At 75.0% G+C, this 15,911-nt stretch carries 13 protein-coding genes, 2 pseudogenes and 1 riboswitch; of the genes and pseudogenes, 3 read left to right on the forward strand and 12 right to left on the reverse strand.

Features of this window, described 5'->3' with window-relative positions; translation table 11 throughout:
• The 10 genes and pseudogenes from ACFYYN_RS12325 to ACFYYN_RS12370 form a co-directional block, all read right to left on the reverse strand.
• The coding region (locus ACFYYN_RS12325) for a CbiX/SirB N-terminal domain-containing protein (protein ID WP_500545682.1) at window positions 1-384 on the reverse strand (384 nt) is incomplete at its 3' end.
• 68 nt (window positions 385-452) lie between these two features.
• Window positions 453-860, reverse strand: a pseudogene (locus ACFYYN_RS12330) (cobalamin biosynthesis protein); the annotation flags it as partial.
• The gene (locus tag ACFYYN_RS12335) at window positions 830-2,191 is read right to left on the reverse strand and encodes a cobyrinic acid a,c-diamide synthase CobB (RefSeq protein WP_500545683.1); all 1,362 of its coding nucleotides are present in this window, start codon (window positions 2,189-2,191) and stop codon (window positions 830-832) included. The pseudogene ACFYYN_RS12330 and the gene ACFYYN_RS12335, both read right to left, overlap by 31 nt.
• Window positions 2,185-2,781, reverse strand: a complete 597-nt coding sequence (gene cobO, locus ACFYYN_RS12340) for a cob(I)yrinic acid a,c-diamide adenosyltransferase (protein ID WP_499511157.1) — start codon at window positions 2,779-2,781, stop codon at window positions 2,185-2,187. Before cobO ends, ACFYYN_RS12335 begins: the two co-directional genes overlap by 7 nt.
• On the reverse strand, window positions 2,781-4,808 hold the full coding sequence (locus ACFYYN_RS12345; RefSeq protein WP_500327326.1) for a putative cobaltochelatase: 2,028 nt from the start codon (window positions 4,806-4,808) through the stop codon (window positions 2,781-2,783). The genes cobO and ACFYYN_RS12345 overlap by 1 nt, the downstream gene beginning before the upstream one ends.
• A 73-nt stretch (window positions 4,809-4,881) precedes the next feature.
• Window positions 4,882-6,393, reverse strand: a complete 1,512-nt coding sequence (locus ACFYYN_RS12350) for a cobyric acid synthase (protein WP_500545684.1) — start codon at window positions 6,391-6,393, stop codon at window positions 4,882-4,884.
• Window positions 6,390-7,376 (reverse strand): cobalamin biosynthesis protein, encoded by a 987-nt coding sequence (locus tag ACFYYN_RS12355; protein ID WP_500545685.1) that lies wholly within the window; start codon window positions 7,374-7,376, stop codon window positions 6,390-6,392. The genes ACFYYN_RS12350 and ACFYYN_RS12355 overlap by 4 nt, the downstream gene beginning before the upstream one ends.
• A 54-nt stretch (window positions 7,377-7,430) precedes the next feature.
• Window positions 7,431-7,556, reverse strand: a riboswitch (cobalamin riboswitch).
• A 166-nt stretch (window positions 7,557-7,722) separates the two neighbouring features.
• The gene (locus ACFYYN_RS12360; protein ID WP_500327331.1) at window positions 7,723-7,962 is read right to left on the reverse strand and encodes a hypothetical protein; all 240 of its coding nucleotides are present in this window, start codon (window positions 7,960-7,962) and stop codon (window positions 7,723-7,725) included.
• A gap of 37 nt (window positions 7,963-7,999) precedes the next feature.
• The gene (locus ACFYYN_RS12365; RefSeq protein ID WP_499511152.1) at window positions 8,000-9,217 is read right to left on the reverse strand and encodes an inorganic phosphate transporter; all 1,218 of its coding nucleotides are present in this window, start codon (window positions 9,215-9,217) and stop codon (window positions 8,000-8,002) included.
• 231 nt (window positions 9,218-9,448) lie between these two features.
• Window positions 9,449-10,840, reverse strand: a complete 1,392-nt coding sequence (locus tag ACFYYN_RS12370) for an NAD(P)/FAD-dependent oxidoreductase (RefSeq protein WP_500545686.1) — start codon at window positions 10,838-10,840, stop codon at window positions 9,449-9,451.
• A gap of 117 nt (window positions 10,841-10,957) precedes the next feature.
• Between ACFYYN_RS12370 and ACFYYN_RS12375 the strand changes: the two are divergent.
• The 3 genes and pseudogenes from ACFYYN_RS12375 to ACFYYN_RS12385 all read left to right on the forward strand — a co-directional run.
• A pseudogene (locus ACFYYN_RS12375) lies at window positions 10,958-11,611 on the forward strand (class II aldolase/adducin family protein); the annotation flags it as partial.
• Between the two features lie 200 nt (window positions 11,612-11,811).
• Window positions 11,812-12,924, forward strand: a complete 1,113-nt coding sequence (locus ACFYYN_RS12380) for an alpha/beta hydrolase family protein (RefSeq protein ID WP_500545687.1) — start codon at window positions 11,812-11,814, stop codon at window positions 12,922-12,924.
• Between the two features lie 125 nt (window positions 12,925-13,049).
• A complete protein-coding gene (locus ACFYYN_RS12385; protein ID WP_499511149.1) occupies window positions 13,050-14,432 on the forward strand; it encodes a hypothetical protein in 1,383 nt (460 codons plus the stop codon).
• 37 nt (window positions 14,433-14,469) lie between these two features.
• On the opposite strand, the gene ACFYYN_RS12390 is transcribed toward ACFYYN_RS12385, so the two are convergent.
• Window positions 14,470-14,883, reverse strand: coding sequence for a VOC family protein (locus ACFYYN_RS12390; protein ID WP_500545688.1), 414 nt, complete (start codon window positions 14,881-14,883; stop codon window positions 14,470-14,472).
• 102 nt (window positions 14,884-14,985) lie between these two features.
• Window positions 14,986-15,888: a KPN_02809 family neutral zinc metallopeptidase gene (gene ypfJ / locus ACFYYN_RS12395; RefSeq protein WP_500545689.1), complete on the reverse strand. Its 903-nt coding sequence runs from the start codon at window positions 15,886-15,888 to the stop codon at window positions 14,986-14,988.
• Window positions 15,889-15,911 lie beyond the last annotated feature (23 nt).

Genomic DNA, 15,911 nt, shown 5'->3' on the forward strand with positions numbered 1-15,911 from the left:
CGGCGCGTGCCGTACGTCGGCTTCGGGACGCGCCTCGGCCCAGCCCTCCGCCTGCTGCCGGACCCGCTCCTCCAGGGCCGCGTCCGCCGGGAAGCAGGTCAGCACGACGATCCGCCGGGCTCCGAGCCGTGCGCAGCGCTCCAGGCCCGCGGGCACGTCCGGCGCCGCCGTCGTCAGGAAGGCGGTCTCCACGCCCGCGTAGCCCCGGCCCTCCCACAGCAGCCGCGCGGTGCGGGCCACTTCGGCGTTGCCGGCGGCCTCGGGGGAGCCGGCGCCGACCAGCAGCACCATGGTCGCCGCCAGATCCAGCGGCGTACGGCGGCCGCCGCCCAGCGCGGCGTCCACGCGTCGCTCCAGCACGTCCTCGGGCGGGGGGTTGCTCACGGTGCCTTCTCCTCCGTCGTGCCGTGCGTGCCGTGCCTGCCGTCCGTGCCGGGATCGGGCGTACGGTGCCGCGCCACGGCCGCGGTCGCCCTCGCCGTACCGCTCCCGGGGGCGGACTTCCTCTTCGGCACCAGCAGTTCGCCGCCGGGCGCCGCGGCGAGCGCGGCCGCCTCCGCGACGGAGGGCGTGCCGACCGCGGCCAGCGGGGCGGCCGAGGGGCTCGGCACGTCGACCGCGGCCAGCGTACGCGCGTCGTACGTCACCAGGGGGACGCCCAGCCGCGCCGCCGCCGCGACGAGACCCGGCTCACCGGCCTTGCCGTCCACGGTCGCCAGCGCCGTGACGGACGGCTCCGGCACCCCGGCCTCGGCGAGCACGGACCGCACGAGCGCGAGCACTTCGGCCGCCGCCACCCCGCGGCCCGCCCCGACGCCGACGACGACGCTCACGCGGCCGCGCCCGCGCCGCCCGCGCAGGAGGCGACGAACCGCCGTGCCAGGGACGGCTCGGCGGCCCAGTGGACGTGCAGGTACGACGCGTGCACGCCGCCCCGCACGAAGCCCTCCACGCGCCGCTCCGGCCGGATCACTCCCCAGGCGGGGGTGGCCCCGGCGACGGGCTCCACGACGGTGCGGTGGAACTCGTGGCCGCGCACCCGCGTCCCGGCGGCCGCCAGCGCGTTGTCGGCGATCGCGACCGCCTCGCGGTAGCCCAGGGTGAGCCGGTCCGACATGCGGGCCGTGGTGTCCAGCACCCCGCACATGGGACGTCCGTCCAGTTCCCGCCCGAGGTAGAGCAGGCCCGCGCACTCCGCCGTCACGGGCCCGGCGAAGGCGCCGACGGCCTTGCGCAGCGGCTCGTTGGCGGACAGTTCGTGGGCGTACATCTCGGGGAAGCCGCCGCCTATGACCAGCCCCGCGGCGCCGGGCGGCAGGTGCTCGTCGCGCAGCGGGTCGAAGGTGACGACCTCCGCCCCCGCCGCGGCGAGCAGTTCGACGTGCTCGGCGTACGAGAAGGTGAACGCCGCCCCGCCCGCCACCGCGACCACCGGCCGTCCGCCCGGCGCCGCCGGACCGGCCGCCGCCTCCCGCGGGTCCCAGGGCTCGTCCGTGAGCGGGGGAGCACTGCGCGCCAGCGCCAGCAGCGCCTCCATGTCGCAGCCCTCCCGCACCCGGGCGGCCAGGGCCCGCACGGCGTCGACGGCGTCCGCGCGCCGCTCCGCGACCGGGACCAGGCCCAGGTGCCGGGAGGGCGTGCCGACCGCCGTGTCGCGCCGCAGCGCGCCCAGCACGGGCACGCCGGCGCCGTCGAGGGCGTCGCGCAGCAGCTCCTCGTGCCGGTCGGAGCCGACCTTGTTGAGGATGACGCCGGCGACCCGCACCTGCGGGTCCCACGAGGCGAAGCCGTGCACCAGCGCCGCCACCGAACGGGACTGCGACGAGGCGTCCACCACCAGCACCACCGGTGCCCGCAGCAGCTTCGCCACATGAGCGGTGGAGGCCAGCTCGCCCATCCCGGAGGCGCCGTCGAAGAGCCCCATCACGCCCTCCACGACGGCCAGGTCGGCCCCCCGCGCGCCGTGCAGGAACAGCGGCGCGATCCGCTCCGGGCCGCACATGTAGGCGTCCAGGTTGCGGCCCGGGCGGCCGGTGGCCAGCGCGTGGTAGCCGGGGTCGATGTAGTCGGGGCCCACCTTGTGCGGGGAGACCGCGAGCCCGGCCTCCGCGAAGGCGGCCATCAGACCCGTGGCGACGGTGGTCTTGCCGCTCCCCGAGGCTGGGGCCGCGACGACGATCCTGGCTACCACTCGATGCCCTTCTGGCCCTTCTGGCCGGCGTCCATCGGGTGCTTCACCTTGCCCATCTCGGTGACCAGGTCCGCGAAGTCCAGCAGCGGCTGCGGGGCGTTGCGCCCGGTGATGACGACGTGCTGGGTGCCGGGCCGGTCACGGAGCACGGAGACCACCTCGTCGGTGTCGATCCACCCCCAGTGCAGCGGGTAGGCGAACTCGTCCAGCACGTACAGCCGGTAGGTCTCGGCGGCCAGGTCGCGCTTGACCTGCTCCCAGCCCTCGCGCGCGGCGTCCTCGCTCTCCGAGATGTCCCGCTGGACCCAGGACCAGCCCTCGCCCATCTTGTGCCAGGCGACGGTGCCGCCCTCGCCGGAGGCGCCGAGCACGCGCAGCGCCCGTTCCTCGCCGACCTTCCACTTCGCGGACTTGACGAACTGGAACACCCCGACCGGCCAGCCCTGGTTCCAGGCCCGCAGCGCCAGGCCGAAGGCGGCGGTCGACTTCCCCTTGCCGGTGCCGGTGTGCACCATCACCAGCGGCCGGTTGCGGCGCTGGCGCGTGGTCAGACCGTCCTGCGGCACCACACTCGGCTGTCCCTGCGGCATTACGCGGCCCTCCGTACGTCCCGTACCAGTGCCGCGACGCTGTCCGCGCGCAGCTCGTCCAACGTCACGGCGGTGCCGTGCAGTTCGCGGGCCAGCTCGCCCGCGAGCCCCAGGCGCACCGGCCCGGACTCGCAGTCGACGACCACCGACGCGGTGCCCTCGGCCGCCAGCAGCCGTGCGGCCCGCGCGGCCGTGCGCACCGGCTCGGGCCCGCCGGTCGCCCGGCCGTCGGTGACCACGACCAGCAGCGGGCGGCGCGAGGGGTCCCGCAGCCGCTCCACGCGCAGCACGTCCTGCGCCTTCAGCAGCCCGGCGGCCAGCGGGGTGCGGCCGCCGGTGGGCAGCTTCTCCAGGCGTGCCGCGCCCGCGTCGACCGACGAGGTCGGCGGCAGCGCCAGCTCCGCCGTCGCGCCGCGGAAGGTGACCAGGCCGACCTTGTCGCGCCGCTGGTAGGCGTCGAGCAGCAGCGACAGCACCGCGCCCTTGACCGCGCTCATGCGCTGCCGGGCAGCCATCGAGCCCGAGGCGTCGACGACGAAGAGCACCAGGTTGCCCTCGCGACCCTCCCGCACCGCTTCGCGCAGGTCGTCCCGGCGGATCACCAGGCCCGGGCCGCCCCGCCCGCGCGCCCGCTGGTGCGGGGCGGCGGCGAGCACGGTGGCGGCCAGGTGCAGCTTGGACAGGGTGCCGTGGGGCCGCCGGGCGCCGGTCGTCCTGCCGTGCGCGGTACGGGCCCGTGAGCGGCGGCCGGCGGCGCCCTCGCCGAGGCCGGGAACGGTCAGGGTGCGGGCCTTGAAGGGCTCGGCCGCGGGCACCGCGGCCCGTTCCCCGACGCCGCCCTGCGGCGCCTGCGAGGGCTCGGGCTGGGGACCGGAGTCCGCCGGCTCCCGGGGCGGGGCGATGTCGGGGGTGGTGTCGGGGGCGCCGTCGTCACCCTGCGGCGGGCGGCCGCCGCCGTCGGGTCCGCCGCCGTCGGGGCCGGGTCCGGGGTCCGGGTCCGGGTCGTCGTCCTCGGCGCGGTTGCGCTCCAGGGTCTCGTCGAGCTTGTCCTCGTCCAGGCCCGGCGCGTCGAAGGGATTGCGGCGGCGCCGGTGCGGCAGCGCCAGCAGCGCGGCCTGCCGTACGTCGGCGTCGGTCACGTCGGTGCGTCCGGCCCAGGCGGCCAGGGCGGTCGCCGTGCGCGCCATGACGATGTCCGCGCGCATCCCGTCCACCTCGAAGGCCGCGCAGGTGGCCGCGATCTGGCGGAGCGCGCCGTCGCCGAGCGACACCGCGGGCAACAGCGCCCGCGCCGCCGCGATCCGCTCGCGCAGTTCCCGCTCCTCGGCCTGCCAGGCGGCGGCGAAGCCCGCCGGGTCCGCGTCGTAGGCGAGGCGCCGCCGGACGACCTGCACCCGCTCGTCGGTCTCCCGCGACGCCGCGACCTCCACCGTGAGACCGAAGCGGTCCAGCAACTGCGGCCGCAGCTCGCCCTCTTCGGGGTTCATCGTGCCGACGAGGAGGAAGCGCGCGGCGTGGCGCACGGAGACGCCCTCCCGCTCGACGTAGGAGGCGCCCATGGCGGCCGCGTCCAGCAGCAGGTCCACCAGGTGGTCGTGGAGGAGGTTGACCTCGTCCACGTACAGCACGCCGCGGTGCGCGTCGGCCAGCAGCCCGGGCTCGAAGGCCTTCACGCCCTCCGCCAGGGCCCGTTCGATGTCCAGGGCGCCGACGAGGCGGTCCTCGGACGCGCCGACCGGTAGCTCCACCATGCGCGCCGCCCGGCTCTCCGCGCCGGCGTCCGGGCCGTGCGGCCCGTCCGGGCAGGCCGGGTCGGGCGCCGCCGGGTCGCAGCCGAAGCGGCAGCCGGGCACGACGTCCACGGGCGGCAGCAGCGCCGACAGCGCCCGTACGGCGGTCGACTTGGCGGTGCCCTTCTCGCCGCGCACCAGTACACCGCCCACCGCCGGGCTGACCGCGTTCAGCAGCAACGCCAGGCGCAGGTCCGCCATCCCGACGATCGCGGTGAAGGGGTAAGGGGTGCTCACGCGGCCTCCTGGGTCGAACGGTCGTTGCGGCGGTGCTCACGGACGGCCCCGCTCCGGGGCCGCGACGGGGTGCTCACGGCGCCCCCGGGGGGACGAAGGGCAGCCCCGCAGGGGGGCCCTGCTCGATCAGGCGGAGCAGCGCGCCGGTGTCGGCGTGCTCCTCGATCAGGTCGCCCAGCCGGTCCAGCTGCTCCTCGCGGAGCGCGCCGAAGGCGGTGCCGGGGGCCGGGACGAAGCGCCGTCCCGCGGCCAGGGCGACGCGGCGCAGGAAGGCGCGGCGGAAGCCGTCGCTCTCCAGCGAGCCGTGCCAGTGGGTGCCCCAGACCGCGCCGCTGCGGCAGCCGTCCAGGAAGGGCTCGTCGCCGCCGCGGACGTCGGCGACGCCGTGGTGGATCTCGTACCCCTCGACCGTTTCGCCGTACGCCTTCCCGGAGGGCCTGGCCAGGGTCTTCGCCACGGCGAAGCGGATGCGCGCCGGCAGCAGGCCGAGACCGGCGACCGTACCGGCGCGGGACTCGACGTCGTCCTCGATCGTCTCGGCGAGCATCTGGAAGCCGCCGCAGATCCCCAGCACCGGGCGCCCCTGCGCGGCCCGGCGGGTGACGGCATCGGCCAGGCCCCGCTGCCGCAGCCACTCCAGGGCCTTGACCGTGCCGCGGGTGCCGGGCAGGACGACGAGGTCGGCGTCGGCCAGTTCCTCGGGCCGGTCGACGAAGCGGACGAGCACACCGGGCTCGGCGGCGAGCGCGTCCACGTCGGTGAAGTTCGACATCAGCGGGACCGCCGCGACGGCGACCCGCAGGACGTCCTCACCGTGCGGCGCCGCCGTGTCCGACTCCCTGACGGTGCCGCGCAGCGACATCCGCAGGCCGTCCTCCTCGTCGATGCCGAGGCCGTGCCGGTACGGCAGCACCCCGTAGAAGCGGCGCCCGGTCAGCCCGCGCAGCATCTCAAGACCCGGCTCCAGCAAGGACACGTCGCCGCGGAACTTGTTGACCAGGTAGCCGCAGACCAGCTCCTGGTCCTCGGGGGCCAGCAGCGCCGTCGTCCCGAAGAACGAGGCGAAGACCCCGCCCCGGTCGATGTCGCCGACCACGACCACCGGGAGCCTGGCGGCCCGCGCCAGGCCCATGTTGACGATGTCGCCCCGCCGCAGGTTGATCTCGGCGGGGCTGCCGGCGCCCTCGCAGATCACCGCGTCGTACCGGCCGCGCAGCTCCTCCAGGCAGCCGGTGACGGTCTCCAGCAGCTGCGCGCGGCTCCCGTTGTGGTAGCCGCGCGCGCTCATCTCGCCCACCGGGCGCCCCATCAGGACGACCTGGCTGGTGCGGTCCCCGCCGGGCTTGAGCAGCACCGGGTTCATCAGGGCCGAGGGCTCCACGCGCGCGGCCTGGGCCTGCATCGCCTGGGCGCGGCCGATCTCGGCGCCCTCGCGCGTCACGTACGAGTTCAGCGACATGTTCTGCGCCTTGAAGGGCGCCACGGACACACCCTGCCGCGCCAGCCACCGGCAGATCCCCGCCGTGACGACGCTCTTGCCGGCGTCCGACGTGGTCCCGGCGACCAGCAGGCCCCCGCCCCTCATGCGTTCCTCCTCCGGGCGACCGCGCCCCACGCCAGGCGCCCGCCCACCGCGACCGCCAGCGCCAGCGCGCCGACCCGTCGCGACAACCGTGCCGCCCGTTCGATATCCCGTACCTCCACCGGCCGGTTGCCCGCCCCCAGGACGGGCCGGTGCTCGACCCGCCCGCCATAGGCAAGCGTCCCCCCGAGGCGCACGCCCAACGCCCCTGCGAACGAGGCCTCCACCGGCCCCGCGTTCGGGCTGGGATGCCGGGAGCCGTCCCTGCGCCAGGCCCGCCAGGCCCCCCGGGGGTCGGGCCCGGCCAGCATCGCGAGCGCGGCGGTCAGCCGGGCGCCGGGGTAGCCGGCCACGTCGTCCAGCCGGGCCGCCGTCCAGCCGAACCGCCGGTGCCGCGGGGACTTGTGGCCCACCATCGCGTCGAGGGTGTTGACCGCCCGGAAGCCCACCAGCCCGGGCACGCCGCCCAGCGCGCCCCACACCAGGGCGCCCACGACGGCGTCCGAGGTGTTCTCGGCGACGGACTCCACGACCGCCCGGGCCAACTGGGCCTCGTCCAGCGCCTGCGGGTCGCGGCCGCACAGATGGGGCAGCCGCCCGCGCGCCGCCTCGGTGTCCCCGGCGGACAGGGCGGCGCCGATGGCGCGCGCCTCCCGTACCAGGGAGGTCCCGCCGAGCACGGCCCAGGTCGCCGCCGCCGTCAGGGCGACGGAGGCGGGGCCGGAACGGCGTGCCGCACGCTGGAGCCCGGCCGCGGCCGCCACCGCGCCGCCCGCGCACAGCACCGTGTGGAGGGCACCCCGGCCGCGGTGGTCGCGCCACAGGGCACGCTCCAGGCCGGCGGCGGCGCTGCCGAACACCGCCACGGGGTGACCGCGGCGCGGGTCGGCGAGGGCGAGGTCGGCGAGCCAGCCGAGGGCGGCACCGGTGGCGAACGCGCACGGCGCCGCGACGCCGGTGTCGGGTGAACGGCCGGGGCCGCGCATCACAGGAGTCCTCACTCAGGGTCCGCGCCCTGGTTCGACGTGACCGGCGACGAGAGTCTCCTGGCTCCCGGATCGGCGGCACCCCCGGCCTTCCAGCCCCTCACGGGACCGTGGCCATGGGCGGGGGTCCGCTCCCCGGTGACAGTGGCGGGACCGCGCCGGATTCGCACCGGACTTCCTCTCCTGCCGCCGTTTGGCGGTTCCGATACCACCACGCGCCGCTCCGGCCCGTCAACTCACCGCGACGGCCTGTGGAAAAGAAGAAACCCCAGCTCACGGCGGGATAGCCGGGAGCTGAGGTCAACTTCACACCGGGCCGCGCGCACGCGGCCCGGGGACCCGCGGGTCAGGCGACGATCAGGAAGATCCCGTACGCGACGGCTGCCGCGCACAGCGCGAAGCACAGGTACGCGCCGCTGCGGGCCAGCGCGGTCGAGCCGGCGGCGGAGCCGCTGCCCGCCTCGCCGGTGGCCGCGCCCTGCTTGGACAGGCCCACGATGCCGAGGGTGAACAGGCCGACGAGTCCGATGGTCACGGCGAGGCTGACGCCGAAGACGGAGCCGAGGGCAGCCCAGTCGATGTGCATGATGCTGGTTCCTTCCGGGGCCGGTGCGGCACCGCCGTCAGGCGGGGGCCTGGGCGGGGTCGGCGTCGACGGTGGCGGCCGTGAGGCCGGCGGGCGGCGGGATCACGGCGGCGATCGCCGTGGTGATGACGCCCGGCTCCTCGGCGTCGCCGTGGGCCTCGTTGACGTTGGTGTGGTCGACGGGCTTGCGGCGCGAGGCGATCCAGATCGCGACGCAAGCGGCGAGTGCCAGGACGGCGACCGCGGTGACGCCCAGGTCCCCCTGGTCGGCCAGGAGCGCGGCGCCCGCCGCGACCAGACCCGCGGCCGGAAGGGTGAGCCCCCACGCGGCGAACATGCGGCCCGCGGTGCTCCACCGGACGACGCCGCCCTTGCGACCGACACCGGCGCCCATGACGGAGCCGGAGCAGACCTGCGTGGTGGAGAGCGAGAAGCCGAGGTGGGAGGAGGCGAGGATGACGGTGGCGGCGCCGGTCTGGGCGGCGAAGCCCTGCGGCGGCTGGATGTCGGTGATGCCCTTGCCCATGGTGCGGATGATCCGCCAGCCACCGATGAAGGTGCCGAGCGCGATCGCCATGCCGGCCGACACGATGACCCACAGCGGCGGGTCGGAGTCGGGGGCGACGACGTTGCCCGCGATCAGGGCGAGGGTGATGACACCCATGGTCTTCTGTGCGTCGTTGGTGCCGTGCGCGAGGGAGACCAGACCGGCCGAGGCGATCTGCCCGGCCCGGTAGCCCTTGGCGGTCGCCTTCGGGTCGGCGTTGCGGCCGATGCGGTAGGTCAGGCGGGTCGCCAGCATCGCGGCGAGACCGGCGACCACGGGGGCGCAGACGGCCGGGATCAGGACCTTCATGACGACCGCGTCACCGTTGATCGAGCTGAAGCCCGCGGAGGCGACGGAGGCGCCGATGAGGCCGCCGAACAGGGCGTGGGAGGAGCTGGAGGGGAGGCCCGCCAGCCAGGTCAGCAGGTTCCAGACGATCGCGCCGACGAGCCCCGCGAAGATCACCTCGGGCTTGATGCCCGCGCTCTCGTCGAGGATTCCGCCGGAGATCGTCTTCGCCACCTCGACGGAGAGGAAGGCGCCGACGAGGTTGAGCACGGCGGACATGGCCACCGCCGTCTTGGGCTTGAGCGCGCCAGTGGAGATGGTGGTCGCCATCGCATTGGCGGTGTCGTGGAAACCGTTCGTGAAGTCGAACACGAGTGCGGTAATGATCACGATTCCGATCAGGAGCGTGATGTGTTCCATTGACCCAGGCATTCGTTCGATCGGACAGTGGCGTGGCGACCGTACGGAGTCTGGATGAACGGAAGGTGAACGAGGAGAGGCGCGGCGGTGCCGGTGCGTGCGGGGGGTGTGGGGCCGTGCGGACTTCGCCCCGGAATCCGGCCTTTGACGTGCTTCGATCGCCCTTCCCGGCACCTCCGGAAGAGATCCTGGTCACGGCCCGGGGCCGTCGTGCCCGGCAGGGGGGAGGGCCTAGTGGCGGCCCGAGATGCGGTCCGCGATGCGCGCCACCCGGTCGGTCTCCGCGCTGCGTCCGGTCTGCTCGCGCCGGTCGGCGGCGCGGTAGGCCGCGTACAGCCCGTGCACCCCGATCCACCGGAAGGGCTCCGGCTCCCAGCGGCGCACGCGGTGGTGCACCCACGGCAGGGACGTCAGCTCCGTGCCGTGCGCCTGGCCGGAGTCCAGCTGGACGAGGTCGCGCAGCGTCTGCGCCGCGAGGTTCGCCGTCGCGACCCCGCTGCCGACGTAGCCGCCCGCCCAGCCGAGGCCGGTGGAGCGGTCCAGTTCCACGCTCGCGCACCAGTCGCGCGGCACGCCGAGCACCCCGGACCACGCGTGGTCGACCGCCACCCGCCCCGCTGCCGGGAAGAAGCGCACCAGGATCTCGCGCAGCGCCTCGACCGTCGCCGCCTGCGTGCGGCCGTCGTTGTCCGTACGGGAGCCGAAGCGGTACGGCACCCCGCGGCCGCCGATGGCGATCCGGTCGTCTGCGGTGCGCTGCGCGTACATGTACGCGTGCGCCATGTCGCCGAGCGTCTCCCGGCCCTCCCAGCCGATGGTGTCCCAGACCTCCTTCGGCAGCGGCTCCGTCACGATCATCGAGGAGTTCATCGGCAGCCACGACCGCTTCTGGCCCTTGAGCGAGGCGGTGAAGCCCTCGGTGCAGCGCAGGACGTAGGGGGCGCGCACGCTCCCGAACGGGGTGAGCGCGTGCTTCGGCCGGATCTCGGTCACCGGGGTCGACTCGTGGACGACGACGCCGAGCGCCTCCACCGCCCGGGCCAGCCCCTGCACCAGCTTCGCCGGGTGGACGCGCGCCCCGTGCGGCGTCCAGGTGCCCCCGGCCGTCCCGGCGACCCGGATCCGCGCGGCGGACTCGGCGGCGCCCAGCAGCAGGCGGTCCTTCTCGCCGAAGGCGACCTCGGCCTCGTGGAACGCTCGCAGCCGCGCCAGCTGCGCGGGGGAGTGCGCGACCTCCAGCACCCCGCCCTTGTGGATGTCCGCGTCGATGCCCTCCTCGGCGGCGACCCGGATCACCTCGTCCACGGTCGCGTTCATCGCGCGCTGCAGCGCCACGGCGGCCTCACGGCCGTGCAGCGCGGCGTAGCGGTCGCGGCCGGCGATGCCGTTGTAGAGCCAGCCGCCGTTGCGGCCGGAGGCGCCGTAGCCGCAGAAGCGCTGCTCCAGGACGACGATCCGCAGGAAGGGCACGGCCTTCTTCAGGTAGTAGGCGGTCCACAGTCCGGTGTAGCCGCCCCCGACGATGCACACGTCGGCGGTGGTGTCCCCGGGCAGGGGCTCACGCGGCACCGGGAGCCCTGACTTCGCGTACCAGAAGGAGATGCCGCCGTTGACGGTGGTCATGGTGCCCCTGCAATTCGTATACGTGGTCGGTCCGGAAACTGTGCCGGGACGCTACTGTGCCCCGGGAACGTGCGGCAACGGTCAACCTGTCAGGATCAGCGCTCGGAGGTGACACGGATGTCGGTGCGGAACGCGGTGGCACGGGCCTGGTCGGAGCTGGTGGACACGGCCCGCCGCTCGGTCGACGACGGTCTCGTGGTCGGTACGTCCGGCAACGTGTCGGTGCGGGTGGGCGACGACCTCGTGCTCGTCACCCCCAGCGGGGTGCCCTACCACCGCCTGGGCCCGGACGACACGGTCGGCGTCGGCCTGGACGGCAAGCAGGTGCTCGGAGAGCTGCGCCCGACGAGCGAGCTGGCGATGCACCTCGCGATCTACCGGCACACCGACGCGGGCGCCGTCGTGCACACCCACGCCGTGCACGCCACGGCCGTCTCCACGCTCCTGTACGAGCTGCCCGCCATCCACTACATGGCCGCGGCCCTGGGCGGCCGGATACGCGTCGCCGACTACGCGACGTACGGCAGCGAGGAACTGGCCGCCAACGTCCTGCGCGCGCTCCGCGACCGCACGGGCTGCCTGCTGCGCAACCACGGCACCATCGTCTACGGCGACGACCTCGAGCAGGCCTACGACCGCACCGCCCAGCTGGAGTGGATGTGCCAGGTCTGGCTCGCCGCCCGCTCCGTCGCCGGGTTCTCGCCCTCCCTGCTCTCCAAGCGCGAACTCGCCCGTGTCGCGGAGAGGCTGCGCCAGTACGGCCAGCCCGGGGACGAGACGGAGGAGGAGCACGAAGGGTACGGGGCGCACGGCGATCACGAGGCCCACGGGGAGCACGGCGAGCAGGGGGAGCACCGGGCCGCACGTGCCGACGTCCCCCGGCCCCGCGCGGCCCACGACGCCGAGAACGACTGAGCCCGGACGGCCCCGCCCACTGGCCGCGCGGGGTGAGCGCGCGGAGACTGGAAGCGATGCGCCTCACCACGGCGGCGGCCCTCGCCGCCACGACAGCGTTCGGTGCCGGTGCGGCCGCGGTGGCGGCCGGGCGGCACGTCTCCGAGCTTGCCCTGAGGCCGACCGCGAACGGCGTCGACCCGGACCCGCTCACCGTCCACGCCGTGACCGGGCAGGACGTCACCCTCAGCCGGACCCTGGGCACCGCCCGGCGCGGAGTGCACGGCCTGATCGCCGCCGGGGTGCACGTCACCGTCGGCGAGGTGCTCTCGACGGCCCCGGACTCGGTCACCCGCCGTCTGGTGCGGATCAACCGCGGCGGCGTCTCGCCGGGCGACCAGGTGCGGCTCACCCCGCAGACGCACGTCGGCACCCCGGGATCGGCCCTCGGCCTGGAGTACCGGGACGCCGAGATACCCGCCGAACTCGGCCTGCTGCCCGCCTGGTTCGTGCCCGGTGCCCGTGACACCTGGGTCGTCCTCGCGCACGGCCTCGGCACCTCCCGCGAGCTCGGCATGAACGTCATGGCGTTCCTGGCCAAACTGCGGCTGCCCGTGCTCGCCTTCTCCTACCGCAACGACGCCGGTGCGCCGCCCTCGTGGGACGGCATCGGCCACCTCGGCGACTCCGAGTGGCGCGACCTCGACGCGGCGATGCGCTACGCGGTGCGGCACGGCGCGCGCCGGCTGGTGCTGCACGGCTGGTCCACCGGCGCGACGATGGCGCTCCGGGCCGCCTGCCACTCCCCGCTGCGCTCCCTGGTGTCCGGGATGGTCCTGGACTCCCCGGTGCTCGACTGGCAGAGCACGGTCCGTGCCGCCGCCGCCTCCCGGGGTGCGCCCCGCGTGCTGCTGCCGCTCGGCGTGCGCGCCACCGAGGGCCGCACCGGACTGCACGCGGAGCGGATCGCCGAGGCCGCCCACCCCGAGCGGCTGGACGTCCCGGCACTCGTCTTCCACGGTCCCGACGACACGCTCGCCCCATGGGGGCCGTCCCGCCAACTCGCCCGGCAGCGCCCGGACCTGGTCACGCTGCACGCCATCAGCGGCGCCTCGCACGCGGCCATGTGGAACGCCAACCCCTCAACATACGAGGAGGCCCTCCGGCGCTTCCTCACCCCCCTCCTCTGACGCTCACCATACGTGGTCTTTATGTCCGTACAAATACGTATCTCTCCCTTCAATTCGGGCGGGGTCAATCCCGGTACGGGGACGCTCGTTTGGGTTTCCGGGTGCTCACCCGCAAGACTGCTCCCGTGACGTCCCGTATCCCGCGAGACACTCCGCTGCGTCTTGTCCCGCGCAGGCCACTCGCCACCGCGCGCCGTGCCGCCACAGTGCGGCGAAGCCGTCCGCCGCGGCCTCCGGAGGGAATCCCGGCGCTGCCCGAGCTCGCCCGCAGGGCGCGCACCGAACTCGCGGACGCCGTACGGCTGGCCCGCTGGGCCGACGCGGAGACCGGCGCCGCCGCCCCCGGGACCGCCGGGATACTACGGGACCCCGACGTGCTGCGGGCGGCCGCCGCCCTGGGCCTGACGGAGCGGCAGGTGCGCACCGCCTGGGACCGGGCGCGGCTGACCGGCCTGATCGAGCTGCACAAAGGAGGGGCCGCCCGGCCCGGCTGGCGACTGCGCGCCTGGGACCGCGACGACACCGCCGTGCTGCGCGGCTGGGTCGCGCTCTTCGACGCGTGGTCGCTCGCGCACCCCGCGGCGCTCGAGCCGGAGTGCGCCGACGCCGACCCCTCGCTCGTCGCCGAGGTCGTCGAGGCCGCACCGCAACTGCTCTCCCTGCTCCACCTCTCCTCCGGTCCGGTCGCCGTGGCCGTACTGCTGGACCTGTTGCGGCAGCGTGTGGCCGAGCTACGCGCGGAGCGCCACGAGCCCCCGGCCGGTGCCGCCCGCGACGAACTGCCCGCGCTGCTGGACTGGACGCTGGACGCGCTCGCCCGGGTCGGCGCGCTCAGGCCCCGCGACCCCGCCCGCCCCGGCGAGGTCACCGTCACCGCGCTCGGCAGCTGGGCGGTGTGGGTGAAGCTGGAGCAGATCTGCGTGGCCGCGCAGGGCCCCGCCGGGCACTTCGAGCACTCCGCCGAGGAGATGCTCAAGGCCTGCATCGGGATGCCGCCCGGTGCCGCCCGCGACGAGTACAAGGCCTGGCTGGCGGCCCGCCCGGTGGCCCAGGCGGTGGGCGAGTTCCTGGACGTGGCACGCGGCGACGACGCCCTGCTGCGCGCCCTGGCCTTCGAGGCGCTGCGCGTCGTCGGCGGCCCGGCGGAGCCGGCCGTGCGCGTGGTGGTGGACGAAGCCGGCCTGCGGCCCTACGCGCTGCTGTGGCTCGCCGAGCACGAGGGCGGGGACCCGGAGGACGTCGCCGCGCTGCTCACCCGCGAGGAGTCCACCTGGCTGTGGGTGGACACCGCCGCGGCCGTCGCCGACCACGGCGAGAGCCACCTGCTGGTGAGCCATCTCGAGACGGCCGTCCAGGGCTCGGTCAGCCGCCTGCTGGAGGAGCTGCGCCACGCGGGCCACCCCCGCACCGTCCAGGTGCTGGTCGCCCTCGCCGCCGCCCACCCCGACCCGGCCCTGTCCAAGATGATCCGCCGGGCCGCCTTCCAGGTGCACACCGGGGGAGAGTGACGACAGGGCCGCGACGACGGGCCCGCGACGGCGGGGCCTACTCGTCCGGTATCCGCGGCACGTAGGTGCCGAAGGACCAGAGGTTGCCCTCGGGGTCGCGGGCCGTGTAGTCCCGCGACCCGTAGTCCTGGTCGGTGAGCGGCAGCACGACCTCGGCCCCGGCCGCGACGGCGCGCTCGTGGTGGGCGTCGGTGTCCTCCACGACCACGTACACCGACACGGCGCCCAGGTCCGCGGCGATCCGGCTGAAAGCCGTCCCCGAACGCTCGTTGCCGAGCATCACCACGCCGTTGCCGTAGGCGAGTTCCGCGTGCTCCACGACGCCGTCCTCGCCCTGGTGCACCGCGACCTCGGTGAAGCCGAAGGCCTCCTTGAGGAAGGCGATGGCGGCCTTCGCGTCCTTGTAGCGCAGCGTCGGGTAGACGGTGGGTGCGGTTCCCCTGCCGGCCATGACGATCACCCTCCCCTTCCGGGACCTGACGTCCTGTGTGACGTGGATCCCAGTCTGGCAGGGGGGTCCGACAATGGCCCCGCACACGGACATTCCGGCCGGTCAGCGCTGGAAGGTGTCGCAGTCGCCGGGGTCGCCGGTGTCCAGTCCGGTGGTGAACCACTGCTGCCGCTGCGCGGACGAGCCGTGCGTCCAGGATTCCGGGGTCACGCGGCCCTGGACCCGGGACTGGATCGCGTCGTCGCCTACCGCCGCGGCGGCGTCCAGCCCCCGCCGGATGTCCTCCTCGTCGAGCGCGCTGATCATCGGCCTGCCCGTGTCCTCGTCCGGGGTCCGCGTGGCGTTGTGCGCCCACACCCCCGCGTAGCAGTCGGCCTGCAGCTCCACGCGCACCGAGTTGCTGCTGGGACCGGTGAGCCGGTCCTGCGCCTTGCCCAGCGTCCCCACCAGGTCCTGCACGTGGTGCCCGTACTCGTGGGCGACGACGTAGCTCTCGGCGAACGGGCCGCCCTGCGCGCCGAAACGGCTGCTCAGGGTCGAGAAGAAGTCCAGGTCCAGGTAGACCTTGCGGTCCACGGGGCAGTAGAACGGGCCCGACGCGGGGTCCGCGACCCCGCACCCGGTGCGGATGGGCTGGTCGAAGAAGACGGTCGGCGCGGGTTCGTAGGTCATGCCGCGCTTGCGGAACTCCGACGCCCAGTACGCCTGCACGTTGTTGATCACCGCGACCATGCGGCACTCCTGGTGGGCGTTGGCGTCCGCGCCGGTGCGGCAGCCGGCGGCGAGGTCCGAGCCCGAGGTGGTGCCCGGGGCCTGGCCCGGCGGATCGGAGGAGAGCCCCAGCTGGTCGGGACTGATGCCGAAGATCAGCCCGATCACCAGGACGATCAGCCCGGCGAGACCGCCGCCCACCATCTTGCCCCGCGGCCTGCCGCCGAACCGTCCGCCGCTTCGCCGGTCCTCCACCTGGGACGTGTCGAGCGATGCGTCGTCGTCGAACTGCATACCTACGATTATCTGCCGCTTTG

The organism is Streptomyces sp. NPDC001902 (assembly GCF_042891295.1).
Classification (GTDB): Bacteria; Actinomycetota; Actinomycetes; order Streptomycetales; family Streptomycetaceae; genus Actinacidiphila.